The following is a 21,364-nucleotide window of genomic DNA, read 5'->3' as shown; positions in this document are numbered from 1 at the left end:
CTCCATCCGTGAGTGGCAGTCAGGTCACTCACCGTTCATCGGACGACCCGAGCTGGTCATTGACCTTGTGCAGGAACTGCTCCACGACTCCAACACCCCGGGCAGAGCCAGCGGCGCAATCACAACCATTCGTTGATGGCGGTGGGGCTCGCCACCGACGCAGCAGTCGAGGTCCGCACCGCAGTATCGATCCATCAGGCCTCACCGAGCAGCAGCGGGCCGGCATCGACATCGAGGTGACCACTGTGCCCGGCGACGGACACTTCGGCTCCGCGGACGTCCGCTGCCGTTGGATCCCGTATCTCGACGACGCCGCGCCGAAGCTCACCGATGCCCTGCGGTGGGCCCGCTCGATCAATCCACTGCTGCGGCGCCGAGCGGCCCGCAACGTCGAGTTGCCGGCGGACATCATCGGCGTCCACGCCGACGACCGCGTCGCCTGGAGCTCCGGCCCAGTCGAAGGCAACGTAAACCGGATCAAAATGCTTAGAAGGCAGATGTATGGCCGCGCGAACCCCGACCTCCTACGCCACCGGATCGTCCTCTCCGACTGACATCAACGAACAACGATCACCACCGCCGTGCCAGAGCCATCTCCCGCGATGACCGTTGACATCACGTCCCCAGAGGGCCACCCTGGGCGCAGGGCGCCGTCACCATTATCGGTGGACATCGCTCACTCCGGCTGAGGATCCCGCAACGCGAGTCGCCGCGATGGTACTTGCGCCCGAGCATCGAAAAGCGAGACCATCACGCATGCTCGACCCCTCGCCCGAGGACGACGGGACTTCACCGACGGTTTCTACGCCGGATTTCGTGGGTCGTGATCGGGAGATGGCGGCGCTCAGGGGCGCCTTGGCCCGGCCACCGGCCATCGTGCTGGTGGAGGGCGAGGCGGGGATCGGGAAGAGCCGACTGCTGCGAGAGTGGTTGGCCGCGCCGCACCAGCGCACTGCCCTGGTCTCGGTGTGCCCACCGCTTCGAGAATCGCTGACGTTGGGGCCGATCGTCGACGCGTTCCGTGGGATCGACCGGCCGGCGTCGCGATTGCGGCTCACCGATCTTGCGGGTGCGTTACGGCCCCTGTTCCCTGAATGGTCCTCGGACCTGCCGCCCGCATTGCAGCCCTTGGACGATGCGAAGGCGGCACGGCATCGCCTGTTCCGCGCCCTGGACGAGCTGCTCCGGGCTCTGCGTGTCGACGTTCTCGTACTCGAGGACGCTCACTGGGCCGACGAGGTGACCTTGGAGTTCCTGCTGTTCGTCACCTCCCGACAGCAGTCGGACGGGCCAAGCCTCGTGATCTCCTATCGGCCGGAGGAGGTGGACGCCGGATCGCTGTTGCTGCGGCTGACGTCCCGGCTGCCTGCTGGCGTGACCCAGCTGAGGATCGCCCTGGCGCCGATGCGACCCAACGACACGGCAGCGCTGGTGTCCTCGATGCTGGACGGCAACCCGATATCGCAGGAGTTCACGACGTTCATGCACGAGCGGACCGGTGGCGTTCCTCTGGCGCTGGAGGAGTCGGTTCGCCTCATGTGCGACCGTGCCGACCTCGTCTTCCGCGACGGGCAGTGGGTCCGGCTGAAGCTGCGCGAGCTACAGGTGCCGCCAACGGTGCGCGACTCCACGCGGGAGCGGGTGGGCCGTCTGTCGCCGACGGCGCAGCAGGTGTTGCGAGCCGCGGCGACGTTGGCTGAGCGGTCATCGGTGGCCACGATCGCGGTGACCGCTGGTCTGTCACCAGATGCGTGTCGAGGCGCTATCGCGGAGGCGGCCGATGCCGGCGTCCTGGACGGAGACGACCGCGGCCAGTGGCGATTCCGGCATGTGCTGGCCGCCACGGCTGTCTACGAGGCGATCCCGTTGACCGATCGCAGACACTTCCACCTGCTGGCCGGCCGGGCGTTGGAGGACATCCATCCACCGCCTGTCGCACGCCTTGCCCGCCACTTCCGTGAGGCGGGCGAGACGGAGTCCTGGGCGCGGTACGCCGAGCAGGGCGCCGAGCTGGCCATGGCCTCGGGTGACCACACCAAGGCGGTCGCCTTGCTGGTCGATCTGTTGTCGTGGTCCGAGTTGCCGCCGTCGGATCGGGCGCGAGTCGCGCGCATCGCCGGAGTAGCCGCACTGGGCCGTCGTGAACCGGTCGACGAGGTCTACCACCGCGTGATCCGTACCTTGCGCTCGGTGCTGGAGACCCCCGGTCTCTCCGCACGCCAGCAGGCCGAGATCCGCAACCCCCTGGGTCGGCTACTGATCACCGGGGGTGAGGCGCAGGCCGCACTCAGCGAGCTCGAGCAGGCAGTGGCCAACCTAGACCATGACCCGGTCGAGGCGGCTCGGGCGATGACCTATCTCGGATGGGCCTATGCGGGACCGTGGCCGGCGTCGACTCATCGGCGTTGGCTGGATCGCGCCGCTGAGCTCACCGCCGAGTTCGATTCTCCCGCAGAGCGGCTGAACCTGGCCGGCAACCGGGCCGCCGCGTTGCTCATGCTCGGCGAAGAGGAAGCCTGGGACGTCGTCGCCGACCTGCCCATCGACGGTGCGACCTCGGCGGAGCGTCTCGACGTGGCCCGCATTCACGCAAATGTCGGGACCGGCGCACTGATCTGGGGTCGGTACGCCGAGGCGGAGGGACATCTCGTCGTGGCCATGCGCCTTGCCGAGGCCGAGCAGGCGTCCCGGTTGCAATACAACGTCCGACTCGAACAGGCCAACCTGGCGTGGCTCACCGGTCGGTGGGAGGGCCTCGCGGAGCGAAGCGCGGCACTCGCCGATGCCGACCGAGACCGGCCGGCGCTCTACCTCGGCAGCATCCGGCTCGCGGCCCGGCTGGCAGCCGCGGCCGGACGGCGGCGCGCTGCGGAGGAGCAGTTCCGGCTGGTCCTCGAGGAGTCTGCCCGTCTCGGCGCAGCCGACGACACGATGGAGGCCGCCGCTGCGCTGGCCAGACTGTGGCTGACGGACGGAAACAGCGGCCGGGCGCTGCAGATCACGAACGAGCCGATGGACACAGTCCGGAGAAAAGGCATCTGGGTCTGGGCGACGGACCTCGTCCCCGCCCGGATCGAGGCGCACCTCGCCGCGGGCGACCTCAAGGCCGCGACACGCCTGGGCGACCAGTTCGCCAGAGGACTGCGTGGCCGTACGGCGCCCGCGCCTCGCGCGGCGCTCACCGTATGCCGTGCCCTGCTGGTCGCCGCAGCCGGAGACCACGCCCGCGCGGCGACGGCATACGACCGGGCGGCGCGCGCCTGGAGCTCGTTGCCGCGCCCCTACGACGCCATGCTCGCCCGCGAGCGTCAAGCCGAGGCGCTCATGGCGCAAGGCCAGATCGAACAGGGCCGAGAGCTGCTGGCCGCACAGTACGAGCAACTGTTCAGGCTCGGAGCCCGCGGCGATGCAGACCGTGTCGCACAGCGGCTTCGCGAACATGGCGCCGAGGTTCCGCGATTGTGGCGCGGCGGTCGACGGGGGTACGGCGACCGGCTCTCACCTCGTGAGCTCGACGTGGTCCGGCTGGTTGTCGCCGGCAAGACGAACCGGGAGATCAGCCGGATTCTGGCCAAGTCGCCGGCCACGGTGGATCAACAGCTGCGTGCGGCGATGCGCAAGTTGAAGGTGACCTCCCGGACCGCGCTCGCGGTCAAGGCAGTAGAGGCCGGAGTGTTCGCAGAAGAGGATTCCCTCGACGACCCGTCGTGAAAATTGACGTATCCGCTGGATAGCTAAGGTCGCTCGCCCCCCCGAGCATGGCTCCATGATCCATGGCCCTGGGGCAGTGCATGCCTGAGCGACCCATCGCGCGTGACGACTCCGTCATTGAGCACCAGCCACCACTCGAGCTGTCGCGCGAGCCGCGCGTCAGCGCCCGCGACGCCCGCGACGCCCGCGACGCCCGCGACGCCGACGACCACAAGAGCCACGACCCCTACCAACCTCTGTAGGCCGGAGGCCCCCACATGAGACTCAAAACCCTCGTCGCTTCGCTGGCCGTAGCGGTCGGCCTGAGCATGATCGCGCCACCATCAGCGTCGGCCGCCGAGCCGGATCCCGGTGCGGCCGCCAGCAAGATCGCGTCGGACCTGAAGGACCGCTTCCGCGCGGAGCCGGTCTCCGACTTCTGGATCACATTCGACACCAAGGCCGACCTCGCGCCGGCGAAGAAGATCGCCGACTGGACCACTCGCGGTCAGTTCGTCTACGACGCGCTGACCGCAGCGGCGAAGGACTCCGTGGCATCCGTCTCCACCGAACTCGACGGGGCAGGCGTCAAATACACCTCCTACCCGATCGCCAACGCTGTGCTCGTCAAGGGCGGCACCGAGCACCTCGCCCTCGACGTGGCCTCGGTGGTGCAGGTCGCCGAGATCCACGCGTCGCCGCAGGTCGCGCTGGTCGAGCCCGTGGACGAGAAGAGCCCGGCTGACCAGGCCGTCCGCCCCGCCACCCCGGCGGCCGCCGCTGAGGCGGGCACCGTCTCGTGGGGTCTGGACGCCATTCACGCCCCCCAGGCCTGGGCCATGGGCGCCACCGGTGCGGGCATCACCGTGTCCAACCTCGACTCGGGCGTCCAGTTCGACCATCCGGCGCTGGTGGACTCCTACCGCGGCAACAAGGGCGACGGCACGTTCGACCACGACTACAACTGGATGGCCACCCGGGGCACGTGCACGGGCGCGCCGTGCGACGACAACGGACACGGCACGCACACCATGGGCACCATGGTCGGCGACGACGGCACCAACCACGTCGGCGTCGCCCCGGACGCGCAGTGGATCGCGACGAACGGGTGCTGCGCGTCGAACGGCCCCGAGTCGCTGCTCGAGTCCGGCTGGTGGCTGCTCGCCCCGACCGACGTCCACGGGAACAACCCGGACGTCTCCAAGCGCCCCCACGTCATCAACAACTCGTGGGGCCAGAGTGCGGAGCACAACTTCGACGACTTCTTCCAGGCCATCGACGAGGCCTGGAGCGCCGCGGGCATCTTCAGCGTCTGGTCGTCGGGCAACACCTCGCCGTACGCGGCCTGCGACACCGTCTCCTCGCCCGGCTCCGCCGCGAGTGCCTACTCCGTCGGCGCCTACGCGTCGAACGGCACGCTCGCGTCGTTCTCCCGCAAGGGCGAGGGTGAAGGTGGCCGGCTCAAGCCCGAGATCTCCGCCCCCGGCGTGACCGTCCGGTCGTCCTACCCGAACAACAGCTACACCGAGATGTCCGGCACCTCGATGGCGGCTCCCCACGTCGCCGGCGCCGTCGCGGCGCTGTGGAGCTATGACCCGACCCTCATCGGGCAGGTCGAGGAGACCCGCCGCCTGCTCGCCGAGTCGGCCGTCGACGTCGACGACACCGAGTGCGGCGGCACCGCCGCCTTCAACAACAAGTACGGCGAGGGTCGGCTCGACCTCGTCCGCCTGCTCGAGCTCGCGCCGCGCCAGGGCGGCACCCTGACCGGTGTCGTGACTGCCAACGGTGCCCCGGTCCCCGCCGCCGAGGTGACGATCAGCGGCCCGTTCAGCCGGTCCATCGGGACGGACAAGGACGGCCGGTTCTCGATGAACCTCCCGGTCGGCGACTACCAGATCAGCACCAAGGTCTTCGGCTACCTGACCGCGACCAGCAGCGCCACGATCACCGTCGGCCAGAAGACCTCCCTCGAGGTTCCCCTCACCGCCGCGGCGCGCCACGACATCAGCGGCAGGGTCGTCGACGACAAGAAGCAGCCCGTCCCGAACGCCGACGTCTCCGTCAAGGACACGCCGCTGGCCGCGGTACGCACGGATGCCAACGGCGCGTTCACGATCGCCGCTGTCCCCGAGGGCGGGTACGCGCTGAACATCAAGCCCAACGCCTGCTTCTCGCCCACGACCGTCCCGCTGACCGTCGGCGCGCAGAACGACTCGCCCGAGATCCCGGTCGCGCTCGTCGTCGACGAGGGCGGCTACACCTGCTCCGTCTCGGAAGGCGAGTACCTGCGCGGCACGGACCCGGTCGCGTTCCCGAGCGGCGTCTGGGCCACGGTGAAGCTGCCGTTCCCGGTCGCGCTCTACAACGGGAGCCACGACACCCTCGGCATCAGCCTGCGCGGCGTGATCTCCCCAGACGCCTCGACCGGTCCCGGCACCGGCGGTGCCGGCGCCTTCCCGTTCTATGTCCAAACCCCCGTCCAGACCACGGGCGGTGGCGTCTACACGGCGGCGACCAAGGTCAACGGCGAGGACGCCTTCGTCGTCGAGTTCCGCGATGTCCGGATCTGGGCCTACCCCATCCGGTCCGAGTACACGCAGCCGGTCAGCTTCTCGGCCACCTTCACCCGCTCCGGCACCGTGATCTTCGGGTACGGCCACGGGATCGGCACCGACGACCCGGTGACCGCCGGCGCCCGCGCCATCACCGGCATACAGGGCTGGGCCGGCGTCGACGGCATCCGGTTCTCCGACAACGCCCCGGTGCTGCACGACGGGATGATCGTCACCTACGACCTGCCTGACTTCGGGTACCTCGACGCGACCGTCGTCGACCAGAACGACGGGCTGCCGGTGGCCGGGGCCAAGGTCTCTTTCACGAACAAGAATGGGCTCGTCGAGACCGTCACGACCAACGGGACGGGCATCGTGCATCGCCAGCTGCCCGTCGGCGACTACACCATGACGGTCGACGCGCCGAACTACACGACCGCGGCATACCCCTTCTCCCTCGACAAGCTCTACGCGAAGGCCAAGATCGACGCACGTCTGACCACGGGTATCGCCGGCCTGAAGGCCGACGGCCTCGACGTGGTGCTGGGTACCGACCAGAAGGGCGTCGGCACGCTCACGCTGACCAACACCGGCTCGGCACCGCTGAAGTACGACCTGGGCGAGGCGGGACGCCACCCTGAGCTCGACGCGACCGGAGCCACCGAACGCACCGGGACGGGAGCCGACAGCACCATCGACCTCACCGCCTGGAACACGACGTCGACGGGCATGCAGCCGTCGTCCTTCGACCGGACGAGCACCAAGGTCGATGCCGCTGCAGCGCGAGCCGCCGACAAGATCGGCACGACCTCCGGCGGGGACGTCATCACCCGGATCGCCATCCCCGGCAAGATCGAGGAGAAGGAGCCCACCGGCGTCGGGTACGACGGCGACGTCTGGGTCCACGACTACGACGCGAGGACCAACACCGCCTACACGGTGACCGGCAAGCCGACCGGCAAGGTATTCGACGCCGCGTGGAACCCCGCCTACCGCGCGTTCGACCTGGAGCTCGACACTCGGACCGGCGACATGTGCCAGATCGAGGACAGCCCGCGCTCGGTGATCCACTGCTTCAACCGGGAGACCGGTAAGGAGACCAGGGTCATCAAGGGCACGTGGTCCACGGTGCAGCTGACCGGGCTCGCCTACAACCCGACGCTCGACGTCTTCTATGTGGGCGGCCGCCAGAACGGCTCCATCGGGACCGTCGCCGGCACCTCGTGGGAGAACCCGGGCGAGTTCCTCTCCTACTGCGCCGCGCCCAAGCCCGAGGTGATGGGGCTGGCCTACAACCCCGCGTCGAACACACTCTGGTACAGCGACCTCGCCAGCAGCGGACCGACCCGGCTGATCCAGGTCAACCCCAGCACCTGTCAGCTCGTCAACGCCTGGTGGTTCCCAGGCATGAAGGCGCGCCAGGGCGGCGGCCTTGCCACCGACGTGACCGGCGCGCTCTGGGCCGTCGACCAGATCGCCGATGACGTCGTGCTCGTCGACGTCGAGGACGACCTGCTCACCGACCTGCCGTGGCTGTCGCTGTCCTCGACCGGCGGCACCCTTGCCCCGGGTGAGTCGACGACCGTCAAGGTCTCGGTCTCCTCGAAGGACGCCAAGCCAGGAGTCCTCGGCGCGAACATCGTGGTGAGGTCCGACTCCGGACGCCAGTCCAAGACCTACGTCCCAGTGACGCTCACGACCACGAAGTACCAGGTCGGCGTCAACGCCGGCGGCCCTTCGTTCACCGACGGCTCCGGCTACGCCTGGTCCGCCGACCAGGCCTCCGGCGACGGGGCGTGGGGCTACGACGGGATGACCAAGGTGACCTCCACGGAGGCCGGGATCGAGGGCACGACGGACGACACGCTGTTCCAGTCGCAGCGGACCACGCCGCTCAAGGACCTGACCTACACGTTCCCCGACGCACCCAAGGGCACCTACGCGATCGACCTCGGGTTCGCCGAGACCGAGAAGGTGGCTGAGGGCAAGCGGGTGTTCGACGTCCTCGTGGACGGCTCGCTGACGGAGTACGCGTACGACGCGGCCGCGGCCGTGGGGTCGAACGCCGCCGACTGGCGCACTGCCGTCGTGAAGCACGAGGGCGGTCCGCTGACCGTGGAGCTGCGCGGTTCGAGGGGTCTGCGGGCCCCGAGCATCGCGGCCCTGCGCGTGACGCTCGACCCGCGCGCAGACAAGGCCGAGCCGGAGCCCGAGCCCGAGCAGCCGGCACCGGGCGCGGTGCCGGTGGCTCCCGCCGGTCGCTCGTACTCCATGACGGTGACCAGCGGGCTCTACCGCCAGGGCACCGAGAACTCCGGCTGGACCGGCGACGACGTCTGCGGAGTGCTGTGGTTCGACTCGAGCTTCCTGTTCCCGTTCTACGACACGGCCTGGGACGGCGTGTGCGTGGGGACCAACGGCTCGTTGGTCTTCGACCGGGCCAGCTCGCTGGGGAACAACACGGCACTACCGTCGCGGAGCCCGATCGACGCGATCTACCCGCTCTGGGACGACCTCATCGTCGACGCCAAGGGGGGCATCTACCTCGGCACGACCGAGGTGGACGGGCTGGCAGCGCAGGTCATCGAGTGGCGCAACGTCACCTTCTACAGTGACCGGACGGCTCGCGTGAGCTTCTCGGTCACCCTGATCGCGGACGGACGGATCCAGATCGGGTACGGAGACGGGATCGGCGGCGAGAAGCCTCTGACCCGCGGGTCGTCGGCGACGGTCGGCGTGGAGAGCCTCAAGCGCAACCCCGCGAGCCAGTACTCCTTCAACCAGCCGGTCCTGACGGCCGGTCTGGGGCTGCAGTACACCCTCCCGGCCTCGGGCACGATCGAGGGCACGGTCACCGACGCGAACGACGGCAAGCCCATCGCGGGGGCGATCATCACGCTGAAGTCGCCGAATGGCGACCGGGTCATCTCGGCCGATGCATTGGGCCGCTGGAAGGCGCAGGCGCTGGTCGGCGCGAACACCGTGGAGGTCTGGGCGCCGAACTACGTCGCGGCCAGCCACCCGGTGACCATCACCAAGAAGGACCAGGCCGAGGTGGTCGACACCGCGCTCACCACCGGCGTCGCGACCGTCACCGGAGGCGACTTCGACTGGTTCCTCGGCTCCGACCAGACGGCGAGCGCCGACGTGACCGTGACCAACACCGGCTCCGCGCCGCTCCGGGTCCAGTTCAGCGAGCAGGCACGCACCAAGGGTGGGCACCAGGCTGCCGACCTTCCGTGGCTGACGCTCACGGGTGAGGCCGCGGCCGGCACGGTCGAGCTCGCGGTCGGTGAGTCCACCACGGTCACGGCGACGGTCGACAACTCCGAGGTCGAGCCCGGCGTACTCGTCGGTGACGTGCTCGTGGCGTCGAACGCCGGCAAGGGCGAGGCCCAGTACACGCCGGTCCGTCTGGCGACCTCGGCCTACTGGCAGGGCGTCGACGTGGGCGGGTCCGGGCTCGTCGGTGCGGACGGCTTCGTCTGGTCGCCCGACCAGGAGCTGGGCTCGGGACCGTGGGGGTACGTCGGCGGCATCGCGCGTGCTACCAAGGCGGACATCGCGGGCACCGAGGATGACGCGTTGTTCCGCACCCAGCGGACCGCGAAGACGTTCACCTACGTGTTCAAGAACGCGCCCGCCGGCACGTACCAGATCGGCCTCGACTTCGCGGAGATCGAGAAGGTCAAGGCCGGCATGCGTACCTTCGATGTTCTGGTCGACGGCAAGGCCGTGCTCCACGACCACGACGTGCAGGCGAGGGCGGGTGCGCTCACCGCGGACCTGAACACGGTCACCGTTGAGCACACTGGCGGTGACCTGAAGGTCGAGCTCCGCAGCGAGATCAGCGAGCGCGACCCGATCCTCAACGCCCTGAAGGTCCAGGAGGACCCGCGCCTATGAGATAGCCGAACCGGTCCGCCAGCAGCGGTCAGAGCCTCCTCGGAAAAGGATTGCCGTGGAGGCTCTGACCGTGTCGGTCGTGGCGTACATGCGGGCGGTGAAGACGGGCGGCTGCCGAGCAGGACGAGGTGTTCAAGGCGTTGGTGTTGGCCAGGATCCTTGAACCGACCAGCAAGCTCGACTCGGTGCGGGTGTTGGACGAGGCCGGCGCGTGGGCGCCGTCGTACGCGACGATCAAGCGGCGGCTGCGGCTATGCCACGGGAGGCAAGGCTTGCGACGCCGGCGGGAAGACCGAGGGTGTGCCGGTCGAGGACGGCGCTGGGCCCGAGCCTGATCCGGCCGGTGGTCCGTGGCGGGCCGGCTGGCCCGCGTCTGCGCCGAGCATGTGCGCCTCGGGCCGGCGACGTTGCTGCGCTACGACGTGACGACGTTGTACTTCGAGGCCGACGAAGGTGACGGGTTCCGCGAGCCGGGGTCGTTCGCCGATCCCACAACGCGACGGTGCCAAGCAACTTGCCTAGTCTCGCGGCGCCCAGACGGTGACGTCGATCTGGTACTCGCCGGACTTCGGGCCCACGAACGCGATCAGCACGACCATGTGTGTCTCCTTGGAGCGCGCGCAGAACTTGGCGCCTTGGAAGTACGTCTGGGTCTTGCTGACGCCTTCCCGGGAGAGCAGCTCCGCGCAGTCTGCGGCGGTCGGCGTTCCCGCACCGGTCCATTTCGCCAGCAGGGCGGTGGAGCCCAGCGGCGCGATCTGGTGTGCGTCAGCGTCGTAGAAGTCCATTCCATCGCCGGGTGAGACGGTCGGCGGCACCGTGTCGAAGTCCACGCCCGAACTCCCGAACAGCAGCTTGTTCTGCCAGAGGGGCTCCTCTGTTCCGGCTGCGGCGGTAGGGCTCGACGCCGCCTTCGTGGCCGTGGTCGAGTGATTCGTCGACGCCGGCATGTCGGTAGAGGTGTTCGAGTTGGTGGTGGTGTCGTCGCCCCACCCGGAGACCTGGTAGATGAAGGCGCAGACGGCGAGGATCGCGGTGAGCAGGCCGGAGATGGCCGTGAGGAGGCCCGGCAGTGACGTCCAGAACGACGAGCGACCGTTCCTGGTCGTGTCCGGCTCGACAGGGGCGGGTTCAACGCTCACGGGCTACGGCTCCCATCGATACGACGACCGTCGTGGTGAATCTGATCCTGGGCGATTGTGTCATGACGATCATCGAGGTACCGGTAGAGGGAGCCGTCGGAGTTGTGCCCGAAGTAGACCCAGCCTCCGGCAGACATCAGGCTGTCGAACACCTGCCAGGTCGAGGTCCTCAGCGGCTCTCCTCGGCCTGCGCGCGCTCGCGGGCGAACTCGGCGATGAGGTCATGCAGGCGGAACCGCTGCTGGCCGACCGCGTCGACGCCCACCGGCTCGACAAGATGCACGTTGACCAGCTCGTCGAGAAGCGGCTCGGCCGGCCCGGCGCAGAGCTCGTCGGCGACCCAGGCCGGCCAGTCCGGCGCCCAGAGCAGCGCCAGCCGGCGGATCAGCTGCTGCTCGGCGTGGCTGAGAGCCTGGTAGCTGAGGCCGATGCTGGCCCGGACGTCGAGATCGCCGACCGACAACGCGGGGTTCGCCGGTCGTACCGGAACCCTTGTCGGCCGCAGGCGCCGGCGGCCGCGCGGCAGCCCCGGTGAACGCGGCCCTCTGCTCACCGTCGAGGCCCAACGCGTCGGCGAGGCGGCTGATCGTGTATTGGTGCGGGAACCGGCGAGTGCCCCGCTCCAACGCGCCCACGGCCTGGCTGCTGATCGAGGCGCGCGCCGCCAACTGTTCCTGGGTGAGGCCCAGGTTCCTGCGGTGTTCGCGGAGCAGGGCACCGAACGAGGACGCCATAGGCTGTCACCCCTCACACCAGACCGAGCGCGCAGCGTCGCTCATGGTATCGAGCCGGGGCGATCAAACGGAAAGCCGTCGATGCCTTTCGCGCCACCTACTTCACCGTCTGAGCGCAATTCAGGCGACTGTGAACCGGTAGAAGTTGCCGTAGTCGCCCCACGTGCCATCCGGGCGGATCACGAACACGTCGAGGCCTACGCCACCACTCGTTTCCGGCGTCCAGGTGACGCTGGCCCGACCGTCAGGTCCAGCCGGAACGTCGAAGAAGTCCTCGCCATTGAAGGAGTAGCGATAGTAGCCCACCTCGCTCCAGCCCACCGGTGGCGAGAAGATGAAAGTACCGGGCACGCCTACACCGCCGTGCGGTTCGCCGTCGGACAGGTAGACGTCGGACGTGACACCGGGCCCGGGATCGAACGCGAAGGACCAGTTCCCCTCGGTCGAAATCCAGCCGTTGGCGCTGTAGCTCCGCGCGCTGACGGAATGCCCGGAGGCGCTGTCAGTGATGAAGCTGATGGTGGCGGTACCGTCCTCGCCGGCTGTCACGAACTGCGGTTCGCCGTTGTTCAGGCGGTACTCGTACTTCGTGACACCCGGCATCCCGGGTACGGGCGTGAACTTCAGCGTCAAGGGCTTGCCCCACTCCGGCGTACCGATGGCCTTGATCGTCGGCTCGGTCGACGGCACCCGCATCTCGTACCCGACCGCGGCAGAGGTGTTTCCCGCGCGGTCGACCGATTGTACGTAGAGCGTGTTGGTAAAGGGGTTTGGCGGGATGATCGGCACCGTCACGGTACCGCCCGGCACATCCGCCTTGACCACCCGATCACTGGTGGCCGGGTCTTCGCAGTCGAACCGACCGCCTGCGACGACCTGGCAACCCTGTACGCCGCCCGAGCGGTTATACCATTGGTAGGCAAATCCGATGACGTCGGTGTCTCCACCGGCCGAGAAGGTGAATTCTCCCGGCACACCAACGGGCGTCCACTGCCCGGTATCGGCCTTCGGGTAGTTCGCCGATGAGATCTGTGGCCGTGAAGGAAATGTCTTGTCGACGACGAAGGTGCACACCTTCGACCAAGCGGAGGTCGCAAGACCGTCACTCACGCGGGCCTGCCAGGAGTAGCTCCTCCCGTCGACGAGGACGCCAGCCAGCACCGTGCCCGTGCCGAACATCCCCGCACTGCCGTCCGGCACGCTGATCTCCGTCCGGTGGGACGGATCGTCGACGGGCCACAACGCGAACTCGTACCCCAGGGTCGCGTGCTGCTGCAGGTCGGGGTCGCTACCGCTGACCTGGAGTTGGTCGGCAAAGGCCGAGAGCGCCGGATAGGGCGCCGCCGTCGCGCACAACCGGCCACCGTTGTACATCTGGGCCTCGTCCAGTACCGGCGCCGAGTTGTACCGCACGCTCAGGGACACGCTGTTGTACCAGTTCAGAGTCCGGCCGTAGCGGACATCGCCCTCGTGCTCCTCGGGGACCCGCAGCGCGAACGTCACCCGCGTCTCGCCCTTGGCCACCGCGTCCTGCACCGCCACTGAGACGTCGAAGGTGATGGAGGCGGTGGGGCAGTATTCCGGGGTGGTGATCTCGTCGAGTTTCGTCAACTCCTCGGGGGCGTTCCCCCAGGTCGGCGTCTCGCTTACGGGATTCGTCCGCCAGATCTCGATGGCCCTCTTGGTGCAGTCGGCCGCGCTCCGCTCCCGGATGCGCACGGTGCCGCCGAAGACTTCCTTACCCGCGAATTGGGACAAGTCGAAGGTCGCATAGACACGAGACTTGTGCCTGTCGCCCTTCGTGTCGGTTCGAGCACCCAAGGGCAGATCGACACCCTCGGTCCAGTCGTACGCGGTGTGCGTGGTCGCCCGGTCCGTGTATCCGATCTGGATGGACGGGGCGTTCGCGTAGTGCGGTGCCGCGGCGGCGGACTCGGCTGCGGCGAACACCGCGAGCCCGGTAAGGCCGAGCGTCGCGGCAAGGGCGATGGAAAGCCCGCGCGGACGCGTCGATGTGGACATTTTTGGCCCGCCTCCCAATTTCCGGCCCGCACCCCGCGTGCGTGCTGCCCGGATAATATCGAGGCAGCTCAAAGCCCGTGTACCGGATTCACGGAAGCCCAGTAAACGGCATGCCCACCGAGTGACCGGGGCTGGGCGTACCAGCACTCCAACAGGCAGCGATCGAGCCCACGACGAGTCTTACCGAGGCCGCGCTCCCGGGCTCACCGCCGCGGCGGCGACCACGGGCCAGGCGCGGACCGGCGGCACGATGCCCACGGCCCGCCGACACGGCCACGACGGTGGCAAAAGTGGGTCAAAGCCGGAGATTGCCGGCCTGGTGCTGATTACGCTGTCGCAGGAGGTGAGCCATCATGTTGACAGACATACCGATGCAGGCGGCCATTCCGGCAAGCGACATGGAACGGGCCAAGCGTTTCTATCGCGACACGCTGGGCCTGACGATCTCGCGGGAGGCCGAGGACGCCGTCCATTTCGAGTCCGGTGGGACGCGGTTCTTCCTTTATCCCACCCCCAACGCAGGCCAGGCCCCCCACACGTTGGCGGCCTGGTCGGTCGCCGACCTCGATGCCGAGATGGCGGACCTTCGGGGGCGTGGCGTGACGTTCGAGGACTACGACCTCCCGGGCCTGAAGACGGTCAACGGCGTCGCCGAGTTTCCGACGATGCGCGGTGGCTGGTTCAAGGACAGCGAAGGCAACATTCTCGGCGTGTTCCAGCCCCGCGCCGGGTAGTCACCGTGCGGCGCTCGGGACGCCGGTCGAGAGGCGGCGCAGCACCGGGGTCAGCGGCTCCAGCGCGTCGGTGCGTACCACGAAGCGGGTGATCCCCCAGCGGCGCTCGTGTTCCGCGACGGCCGCGACGATCTCGTCCTCGGTGCCGATCAGCACGAACGGCGTGGCCAGCAGTTCGGCGACGGTGAGGCCGATCCGCTCGGCGTGCTCCGCCGCGGCGGCCTCCGCGTCGTCGGTCACCACCACCCGCTGCACCAGCGCTTCCAGCGGCGGCGGTTCGGCCCGGCCGGCGGCCCCGGCGGCGACGCACGCGAGCTGCGCCTCGATCTGGTCGGCCCGCCAGCGGGCCTCGTGCATGTGGCCGTCGGCGAGCGTACGGCCGAAACCGGCCAGTCCGACGACGTCGGCGTGCGCGCCGGCCCAGCGCAGCAGCGTCGAGTTGGACGTCCCCACGGTCAGCGGGATGCGTTCCTGGACCGGCCGGGGCGACTCCAGCCTGGCCGCGTGCATGGTCAGCTCGGGGGATTCCACCGTGACCTCCTCGCCGTCGAGCAGGGCGCGGACGGCCTCGGTGACGGCGATGCAGCGCCGCACCCGGCCGCCGACGCCGGGTCGTTCCCGGCCGACGGCGCGCCACTCGGCCGGCGTGTGCCCGGCGCCGACGCCCAGCCGGGCCCGCCCGCCGGAGACCAGGTCGAGGGTGGCCACGTCGGTGGCGAGCAGGATCGGTTCGCGGACGCCGAGGTTCGACACGTTCGAGCCGAGCCCGATCGTCGTGGTCACGGACGCGGCGGCGGCCAGCGCGACGAACGGGTTCGCGCAGGAGCCGGGGTGGTCGGCGGCGAGCAGGGCGTCGAAGCCGGCCGCCTCGGCGCGCCGGGCCAGGTCGAGCCAGCTCGCGGCGTCGGTGGGGGTGGACTGGAGGGAGAACGTCGCCATCGGCCCAGCATGGCCCGTGCCGGCCCCGCGCATCGGCCCCACGCGCCCGATTCTGCTGACCGGCGAATCGGTCCACGCGAGCGGACCGGGCGGGGTCGGTGCTGTCACGCGCAGGCCGCGGCGGGCCGGCCGTCGGAGGTGGGGAGGGGAACGCTCACCGAGGGCCGGGGTCGGGGGAGTTGGCTGCGTAGGGCCTCGCGCGCGCTCCCGGGCCCAGGCGTGCACCAGCGGGTTCAACCGGTACCCGTCCGAGCCCGCCGGGTCGAGCAGGTGCACGGCGGCGAGCGCGTGCAACAGGCGGCGTACCTCCGGGCCGGGCAGGCCGGCGCGTCAGCGGTTGGTCAACGCTTGCGCGAGTTGCCCTGCGCCGGCGGCGAGCGTGTTGTAGCCGTTGCCGCTGATCCGGTCCTTCTTGCGGAGCCTGGCCAGTTTCTCGGCGAACTCGCGCAGTTTCTCCCGCGCCTTGTCCAGATCGTCGTCGGCGATTGCCTCCTCGACCTCCCGTAGCCGCCCGCGCAACTCGTCGCCGGCGTCGTCCGACATCTGCCGTTCCCGCACGAGCCAGTCGATCGTGGCCTGCATTCCCTTGATGAGGTCGGTCGGTCGCACGGGACGCGCCGTGGAGGCTTTGGGTGACGGCGACGGGGATGGGGAAGCGGAGGCCTCATCGGTCACCGCGACATCGGTGGTGTGGCCGGAGTCAGTGCCGCTGGGCTGGGCGATCACCGGTCCAGGTCCCGGCCGTTCCGGGTCGCCATCGCCAGTGGTGGCGACCACGACCGCCGCGGCGACAACGGTGACTGCCGCACCCGCCACGGTCGCCCACATCAACCGGCGCCCATCGGTCACCGCGCGGTGGCGGGCACGTCCGCGTACCAGCGGCAGCGACGTGGTGGGCGGGACCAGGTCGGGACTGTCAGGCGAGTTAGGCGTGCTGGACACACCGGACATGGTGCCAGAGCCGAAGGACGGGGCCCGGCACCGGGAGGTGGCCGGGCCCCGTCGGGTCAGGCGAGGTCGAAACGGTCGAGGTTCATCACCTTGACCCACGCCGCGACGAAGTCCTGGACGAACTTCTCCCGCCCGTCGCTGCTGGCGTAGACCTCGGCGATCGCGCGGAGCTGGGAGTTCGCGCCGAAGACGAGGTCGACCGCGCTGGCGGTCCACCTGACCTCGCCCGTGGCCCGATCCCGACCCTCGTACACGTTCTCCGTCGAGGTGGAGGCTTTCCACTCCGTGCCGGCGTCGAGCAGGTTCACGAAGAAGTCCGTCGTCAACGCCTCGGGCCGGTCGGTGAGCACGCCGTGCCGGGTCTGCCCGGCGTTTGCGTTCAAGGCCCGCATACCGCCGATCAGGACCGTCATCTCGGGCGCGGTCAGCGTCAAGAGGTTGGCCCGGTCCAGCAGCAGGGTCTCCGGCGTCAGCTTCGCTCCGGCCCGCAGGTAGTTGCGGAAGCCGTCCGCCTTCGGTTCGAGCACGGTGAACGACTCGACGTCGGTCTGCTCCTGGGAGGCGTCCGTACGGCCCGGGGCGAACGGGACCGTGACGTCGTGGCCGGCGTTCCTGGCCGCCTGCTCGACGGCCGCGCAGCCGCCGAGGACGATCAGGTCGGCGAGGGAGACCTTCTTCCCGCCGGACTGGGAGCCGTTGAACTCCTGCTGGATCTCCGTCAGGGTCCGCAGCACCGTGGCGAGCTGGGCCGGCTCGTTGACCTCCCAGTTCCGCTGCGGCTCCAGGCGGATCCGGGCCCCGTTGGCCCCGCCGCGCATGTCGGTGCCGCGGAAGCTGGCCGCCGACGCCCAGGCGGTCCGGGCGAGCTGGGCGATGGACAGCCCCGAGGCGAGGACCTTGCGCTTGAGGGCGGCGACGTCCTCGTCGGTCACCAACTCGTGGTCGACCGCCGGGACCGGGTCCTGCCACAGTTGCGGCTCCGGCACCCACGGGCCGAGGTAACGCGAGACGGGGCCCATGTCGCGGTGCAGCAGCTTGTACCAGGCCCGGGCGAACGCGTCGGCGAACTCGTCCGGGTTCGCCATGAACCGCCGCGAGATCGGCTCGTAGGTCCGGTCGTGGCGCAGCGCGAGGTCGGTCGTGGCCATCATCGGGGCGTACCGGACCGAGGGGTCGTGGGCGGCGGGCACGGCGTCCGCCCCGGCACTGTTCTTCGGCCGCCACTGCTTCGCGCCGGCGGGACTCTCGGTGACTTCCCACTCGTACCCGAAAAGGGTTTCGAAGAAGCTGTTGTCCCAGGTGATCGGGGTGGGCGTCCACGCTCCCTCGAGCCCGCTGGTGATGGTGTCCCCGGCCTTGCCGCTGCCGAAGCTGTTCCGCCAACCGAGGCCCTGCGCCTCGAGCGGCGCGCCCTCGGGCTCGGGGCCGACGTACTCGGCGCTGGCGGCACCGTGCGTCTTGCCGAACGTGTGGCCCCCGGCGATCAGCGCGACCGTCTCCTCGTCGTCCATCGCCATCCGGCGGAACGTCTCGCGGATGTCCCGGGCGGCGGCCAGCGGGTCCGGAGTGCCGTTCGGCCCTTCCGGGTTCACGTAGATCAGGCCCATCTGCACGGCGCCGAGCGGGCCGGCGAGATCCCGGTCACCGCTGTAGCGTTCGTCGCCGAGCCAGGTGTCCTCGGGCCCCCAGAAGACCTCCTCGGGCTCCCAGACGTCCTCCCGGCCGAAGCCGAAGCCGAAGGTCTTGAACCCCATCGACTCCAGGGCGCAGTTGCCGGCCAAGACCAGCAGGTCGGCCCAGGAGATCTTCCGCCCGTACTTCTGCTTCACCGGCCAGAGCAGCCGGCGCGCCTTGTCCAGGTTCGCGTTGTCGGGCCAGCTGTTGAGCGGGGCGAACCGCTGGGCGCCGTCGCCACCGCCGCCGCGGCCGTCCTCGATCCGGTACGTGCCGGCGGAGTGCCAGCTCATCCGGATGAAGAGCGGTCCGTAGTGGCCGTAGTCGGCCGGCCACCAGTCCTGCGACGTCGTCATCACCTCGATGACGTCCCGCTTCAGCGCGTCGACGTCGAGGGTCTTGAACTCTTCCGCGTAGTTGAAGGCCGCGCCCATCGGGTTGGCCCGGGGTGAGTGCTGATGGAGAACCTGCAGGTTCAGCTGATTCGGCCACCAGTCCTGGTTGGTCCTCGGCCGACTCGGCTTGGGAGTCGGGGAGGGGATTGCCGGGTTCTCGCTCTCGCTGCCGTGCTCAGGCACGTCGGTATTTCCTCCTGTCGTGAGGTCTCGATCTGTCAACTACCCGCCGATGCGGCGAGACACTCGGGACACCGGCCCCAGTAGGTGACCTCGGCCTCGTCGATCGAGAAGCCCTGGTTGTCGGACGCGGTCAGGCAGGGAGCCGTACCGACGGCGCAGTCGATGTCGGCGATGGCGCCGCACGACCGGCACATGACGTGATGGTGGTTGTCGCCGACCCGCGCCTCGTACCGGGCCACCGAGCCGGGGGGCTCGATGCGGCGTACCAGCCCCGCGGTGGTCAGCGCCCGCAGCACGTCGTACACGGCCTGGTGGGACACCTCGGGAAGGTCCCTGCGTACGGCGCCGAAGATCGCGGCGGTGTCGGCGTGCGGATGGGCGTGCACCGCCCGCAGCACCGCCAGCCGCGGCCGGGTCACCCGGAGCGCGGACGCGCGCAGCATGCGTTCGAAATCCGAGGCCGTGGGCATGTTGCGAAGTATGCCCCATTTTTATGGAATGCATCCAGTCGACGCGCTGAGTCGCCGCACGGCTCGTCGCCGCGCACGTCGCGCTCGCGCCGGCCGCGCCGGCCGAGCCGGCCAGGGAATGGACGCCGCGCCCGGCGTGGGCGGGCGTTGTCTCCGTACGAGGCTTTGGAGCTGACATCACAAACGACTCAGGCAGGGCGGAGGCCGCCGGGCGAAACCCCCGCCCGCCCTTGGCAGGTCGGGCCCCGCCCAGCAGACCGCGCGTCGTGAATCGCTTGTGACGTCAGCTCGAAAGGCGCTCTCTCGATGTGGCCCGTCGGCGCGGACCAGGTCATGCGGCGCGGTGACGCTCGGCCGGCGTGGGCTCCGGGCGGGCTTTTATCCGGTGGAACCCGAACCGGCCGAGCCACTAGCCTCGCGCGAATGCCGGTGCGCCCCCATCCCGAAGACCCCGCCGACTCGCTGCTCGTCGCCGACGACGGTACGGCCCTCGCCCGGCTGCGCCTGCGCGACGACGCGGGGACGCGCGTGGCGGCGGAGGTGCGACCGCTGCCCGGGACGGCCGTGCGGCTGCTTGCCGGGCAGGCGCGCCGCGACCTCGCCGGCTACCGGCTGGAGACGTCCGACGAGGACCTGGCGGACGCGCTCGTGGCGGGCGGCCTCACCCTGCACCGGGCCGCGACCGACATGCGGCACGACCTGGCCGACGTCCCGGCGCCGGTGGCGTTGCCGCCGGGTTGGTCCCTCGGCGAGCCGGGCTGGGACGACGAACTGGTCGAGGGGTTGGCGGCAGCGTACGGGCCGGGCCATCCGGACGGGCCGTGGCAGGCCAGCGACACCGCAGAGGTACGCGCGATGTTCGACACCGGAGAGCCGGTGCCGCCGCTGCTGCCCGCCTCGGCCCGACTGGTGGATCCCGACGGGCGCAGCGCCGGGCACGTGCTGTGCGCCGGACCGGTGCCGTGGACCGAGGACGTCTGCGCCTGGGTGTTGAACCTGGCCGTGGCGCCGCGCGCCCAGGGCCGCGGCTTCGGTCGGGCGCTGCTCACCCACGCGTTGCGGGGGGCACGCGAGGCCGGTCTGCCAGCCGTCGGCCTGTCGGTGGCCGACGGGAATCCGGCTCGCCGGATGTACGACGGCGCCGGGTTCCGCCCGTACACCCGGGTGCTCACGGTGCTGCTGCCCGCGCCGGCCGATCCGCCGGACGCGGTCCCGGCCGGGTAGCGGTCAGCCGGCCGCCTGCCGGCCTATGGTGCGCAGCATCCGCCCGACCAGCACGCGGTGCCCGCCGGAGCCGATCACCAGCAGGCGGTAGAGCCGGCCCGGCAGCCCGGGGAACTCGGCGTACGTGCGGGCGCTGAGCAGCGTGCCGCCGGGCTGCGCGCTGAGGGTGAAGACCAGCGCGTACCGGGAGAACCGGTGCCGGCCGGTGAGCCGGACGTGCCGCCCGGGCTCCGCCTCGGTGACCGCGAAGCCGGGCAGCGTGGCGCCCGGGTCGAGGAGCGTGCCGGAGGCGCGCCGCGGCTCGGCGCCGAGCAGGTGGGCCAGGACGCCGCCCCGGGCGCCGGGCACCTGCCGGGCGAGGGCGTGCCACACGGCGGGCGCCGAGGCCGGGGCGAGCACCCGGTGTTCGTCGACGAACGGCAGCGCGTCCGAGGATGACGTGGTCATCTGTCCGCCCCTCCGCTCGCCGACCCCCGTGCCTTCAGCATGCGGCGAGGACACCCGGCCTTGATCCCCCGCGCCGGGGAGGTCCTCCCTCCGGCGGGGGAGCGGCCGGTCACCGCTGCCGCTTGTCGAGAAGTTCGTTGAGGTGCAGCGCGGTGGTGATCAGGGCGAGGTGGCTGAACGCCTGGGGGAAGTTGCCGATCTGTTCGCCGGTGAGGGCGATCTCCTCGGCGTAGAGGCGCAGGTTGCTGCTGAAGGTGAACATCTTCTCGAAGGTGAGGCGGGCGTCGTCGAGCCGGCC

14 protein-coding genes and 1 pseudogene are annotated in these 21,364 nt (G+C 70.0%); 5 read left to right on the top strand and 10 right to left on the bottom strand.

The genetic code is table 11. The features are described 5' to 3' along the window. Positions 1-245: 245 nt before the first annotated feature. From ONA70_RS10425 to ONA70_RS10415, 3 genes are all read left to right on the top strand, one after another. A complete protein-coding gene (locus ONA70_RS10425) occupies positions 246-554 on the top strand; it encodes a transposase (RefSeq protein WP_265006184.1) in 309 nt (102 codons plus the stop codon). Positions 555-756: 202 nt separating this feature from the next. Further along, positions 757-3,711, top strand: coding sequence for an ATP-binding protein (locus ONA70_RS10420; RefSeq protein ID WP_265006159.1), 2,955 nt, complete (start codon positions 757-759; stop codon positions 3,709-3,711). A 257-nt stretch (positions 3,712-3,968) separates the two neighbouring features. Continuing rightward, positions 3,969-10,151 carry a S8 family serine peptidase gene (locus ONA70_RS10415; RefSeq protein WP_265006158.1) on the top strand — a complete coding sequence of 2,061 codons (6,183 nt, stop codon included), beginning with the start codon at positions 3,969-3,971 and terminating at the stop codon, positions 10,149-10,151. Between the two features lie 518 nt (positions 10,152-10,669). Here ONA70_RS10415 and ONA70_RS10410 read toward each other — a convergent pair. The 4 genes and pseudogenes from ONA70_RS10410 to ONA70_RS10400 form a co-directional block, all read right to left on the bottom strand. Then, positions 10,670-11,293, bottom strand: a complete 624-nt coding sequence (locus tag ONA70_RS10410) for a hypothetical protein (protein WP_265006157.1) — start codon at positions 11,291-11,293, stop codon at positions 10,670-10,672. Between the two features lie 169 nt (positions 11,294-11,462). Continuing rightward, on the bottom strand, positions 11,463-11,756 hold the full coding sequence (locus tag ONA70_RS10405) for a hypothetical protein (RefSeq protein WP_265006156.1): 294 nt from the start codon (positions 11,754-11,756) through the stop codon (positions 11,463-11,465). Positions 11,757-11,838: 82 nt separating this feature from the next. Further along, positions 11,839-12,027: pseudogene (locus ONA70_RS36915) on the bottom strand (helix-turn-helix transcriptional regulator); the annotation flags it as partial. Between the two features lie 120 nt (positions 12,028-12,147). Further along, the gene (locus tag ONA70_RS10400) at positions 12,148-14,049 is read right to left on the bottom strand and encodes a hypothetical protein (RefSeq protein ID WP_265006155.1); all 1,902 of its coding nucleotides are present in this window, start codon (positions 14,047-14,049) and stop codon (positions 12,148-12,150) included. A 353-nt stretch (positions 14,050-14,402) separates the two neighbouring features. Between ONA70_RS10400 and ONA70_RS10395 the strand changes: the two genes are divergently transcribed. Further along, the gene (locus ONA70_RS10395) at positions 14,403-14,783 is read left to right on the top strand and encodes a VOC family protein (protein ID WP_265006154.1); all 381 of its coding nucleotides are present in this window, start codon (positions 14,403-14,405) and stop codon (positions 14,781-14,783) included. On the opposite strand, the gene ONA70_RS10390 is transcribed toward ONA70_RS10395, so the two are convergent. The 4 genes from ONA70_RS10390 to ONA70_RS10375 all read right to left on the bottom strand — a co-directional run bounded on the left by ONA70_RS10390 (position 14,784) and on the right by ONA70_RS10375 (position 19,395). Then, the gene (locus ONA70_RS10390; protein WP_265006153.1) at positions 14,784-15,722 is read right to left on the bottom strand and encodes an LLM class flavin-dependent oxidoreductase; all 939 of its coding nucleotides are present in this window, start codon (positions 15,720-15,722) and stop codon (positions 14,784-14,786) included. Positions 15,723-16,052: 330 nt separating this feature from the next. Beyond that, a complete protein-coding gene (locus ONA70_RS10385; protein ID WP_265006152.1) occupies positions 16,053-16,673 on the bottom strand; it encodes an FIMAH domain-containing protein in 621 nt (206 codons plus the stop codon). 56 nt (positions 16,674-16,729) lie between these two features. Then, entirely contained in the window at positions 16,730-18,964 is a 2,235-nt protein-coding gene (gene katG / locus ONA70_RS10380) for a catalase/peroxidase HPI (protein ID WP_406601180.1), read from the bottom strand. Next, positions 18,961-19,395: a Fur family transcriptional regulator gene (locus ONA70_RS10375; RefSeq protein WP_265006151.1), complete on the bottom strand. Its 435-nt coding sequence runs from the start codon at positions 19,393-19,395 to the stop codon at positions 18,961-18,963. Before ONA70_RS10375 ends, katG begins: the two co-directional genes overlap by 4 nt. Positions 19,396-19,818: 423 nt before the next feature. On the opposite strand from ONA70_RS10375, the gene ONA70_RS10370 reads away from it, so the two are divergent. Continuing rightward, entirely contained in the window at positions 19,819-20,619 is an 801-nt protein-coding gene (locus ONA70_RS10370) for a GNAT family N-acetyltransferase (RefSeq protein ID WP_265006150.1), read from the top strand. Between the two features lie 3 nt (positions 20,620-20,622). On the opposite strand, the gene ONA70_RS10365 is transcribed toward ONA70_RS10370, so the two are convergent. After that, a complete protein-coding gene (locus ONA70_RS10365; protein ID WP_265006149.1) occupies positions 20,623-21,066 on the bottom strand; it encodes a hypothetical protein in 444 nt (147 codons plus the stop codon). Positions 21,067-21,175: 109 nt separating this feature from the next. Beyond that, on the bottom strand, positions 21,176-21,364 hold a 189-nt coding region (locus ONA70_RS10360), incomplete at its 5' end, for a glycoside hydrolase family 15 protein (RefSeq protein ID WP_406601179.1).

The sequence above is a fragment of the Micromonospora yasonensis genome (genome assembly GCF_026013475.1).
Lineage (GTDB): Bacteria > Actinomycetota > Actinomycetes > Mycobacteriales > Micromonosporaceae > Micromonospora > Micromonospora yasonensis.
The sequence above is the reverse complement of the archived record's forward strand: the minus strand, read 5'-3'. Positions and strand labels throughout refer to the sequence as shown.

Coding starts and splice junctions, on each gene's coding strand:
- ONA70_RS10395 (WP_265006154.1), top strand. CDS start 14,403: ATGTTGACAGACATACCGATGCAGGCGGCCATTCCGGCAAGCGACATG.
- ONA70_RS10375 (WP_265006151.1), bottom strand. CDS start 19,395: ATGCCCACGGCCTCGGATTTCGAACGCATGCTGCGCGCGTCCGCGCTC.
- ONA70_RS10415 (WP_265006158.1), top strand. CDS start 3,969: ATGAGACTCAAAACCCTCGTCGCTTCGCTGGCCGTAGCGGTCGGCCTG.
- ONA70_RS10400 (WP_265006155.1), bottom strand. CDS start 14,049: ATGTCCACATCGACGCGTCCGCGCGGGCTTTCCATCGCCCTTGCCGCG.
- ONA70_RS10365 (WP_265006149.1), bottom strand. CDS start 21,066: ATGACCACGTCATCCTCGGACGCGCTGCCGTTCGTCGACGAACACCGG.
- ONA70_RS10390 (WP_265006153.1), bottom strand. CDS start 15,722: ATGGCGACGTTCTCCCTCCAGTCCACCCCCACCGACGCCGCGAGCTGG.
- ONA70_RS10370 (WP_265006150.1), top strand. CDS start 19,819: ATGCCGGTGCGCCCCCATCCCGAAGACCCCGCCGACTCGCTGCTCGTC.
- ONA70_RS10420 (WP_265006159.1), top strand. CDS start 757: ATGCTCGACCCCTCGCCCGAGGACGACGGGACTTCACCGACGGTTTCT.
- ONA70_RS10385 (WP_265006152.1), bottom strand. CDS start 16,673: ATGTCCGGTGTGTCCAGCACGCCTAACTCGCCTGACAGTCCCGACCTG.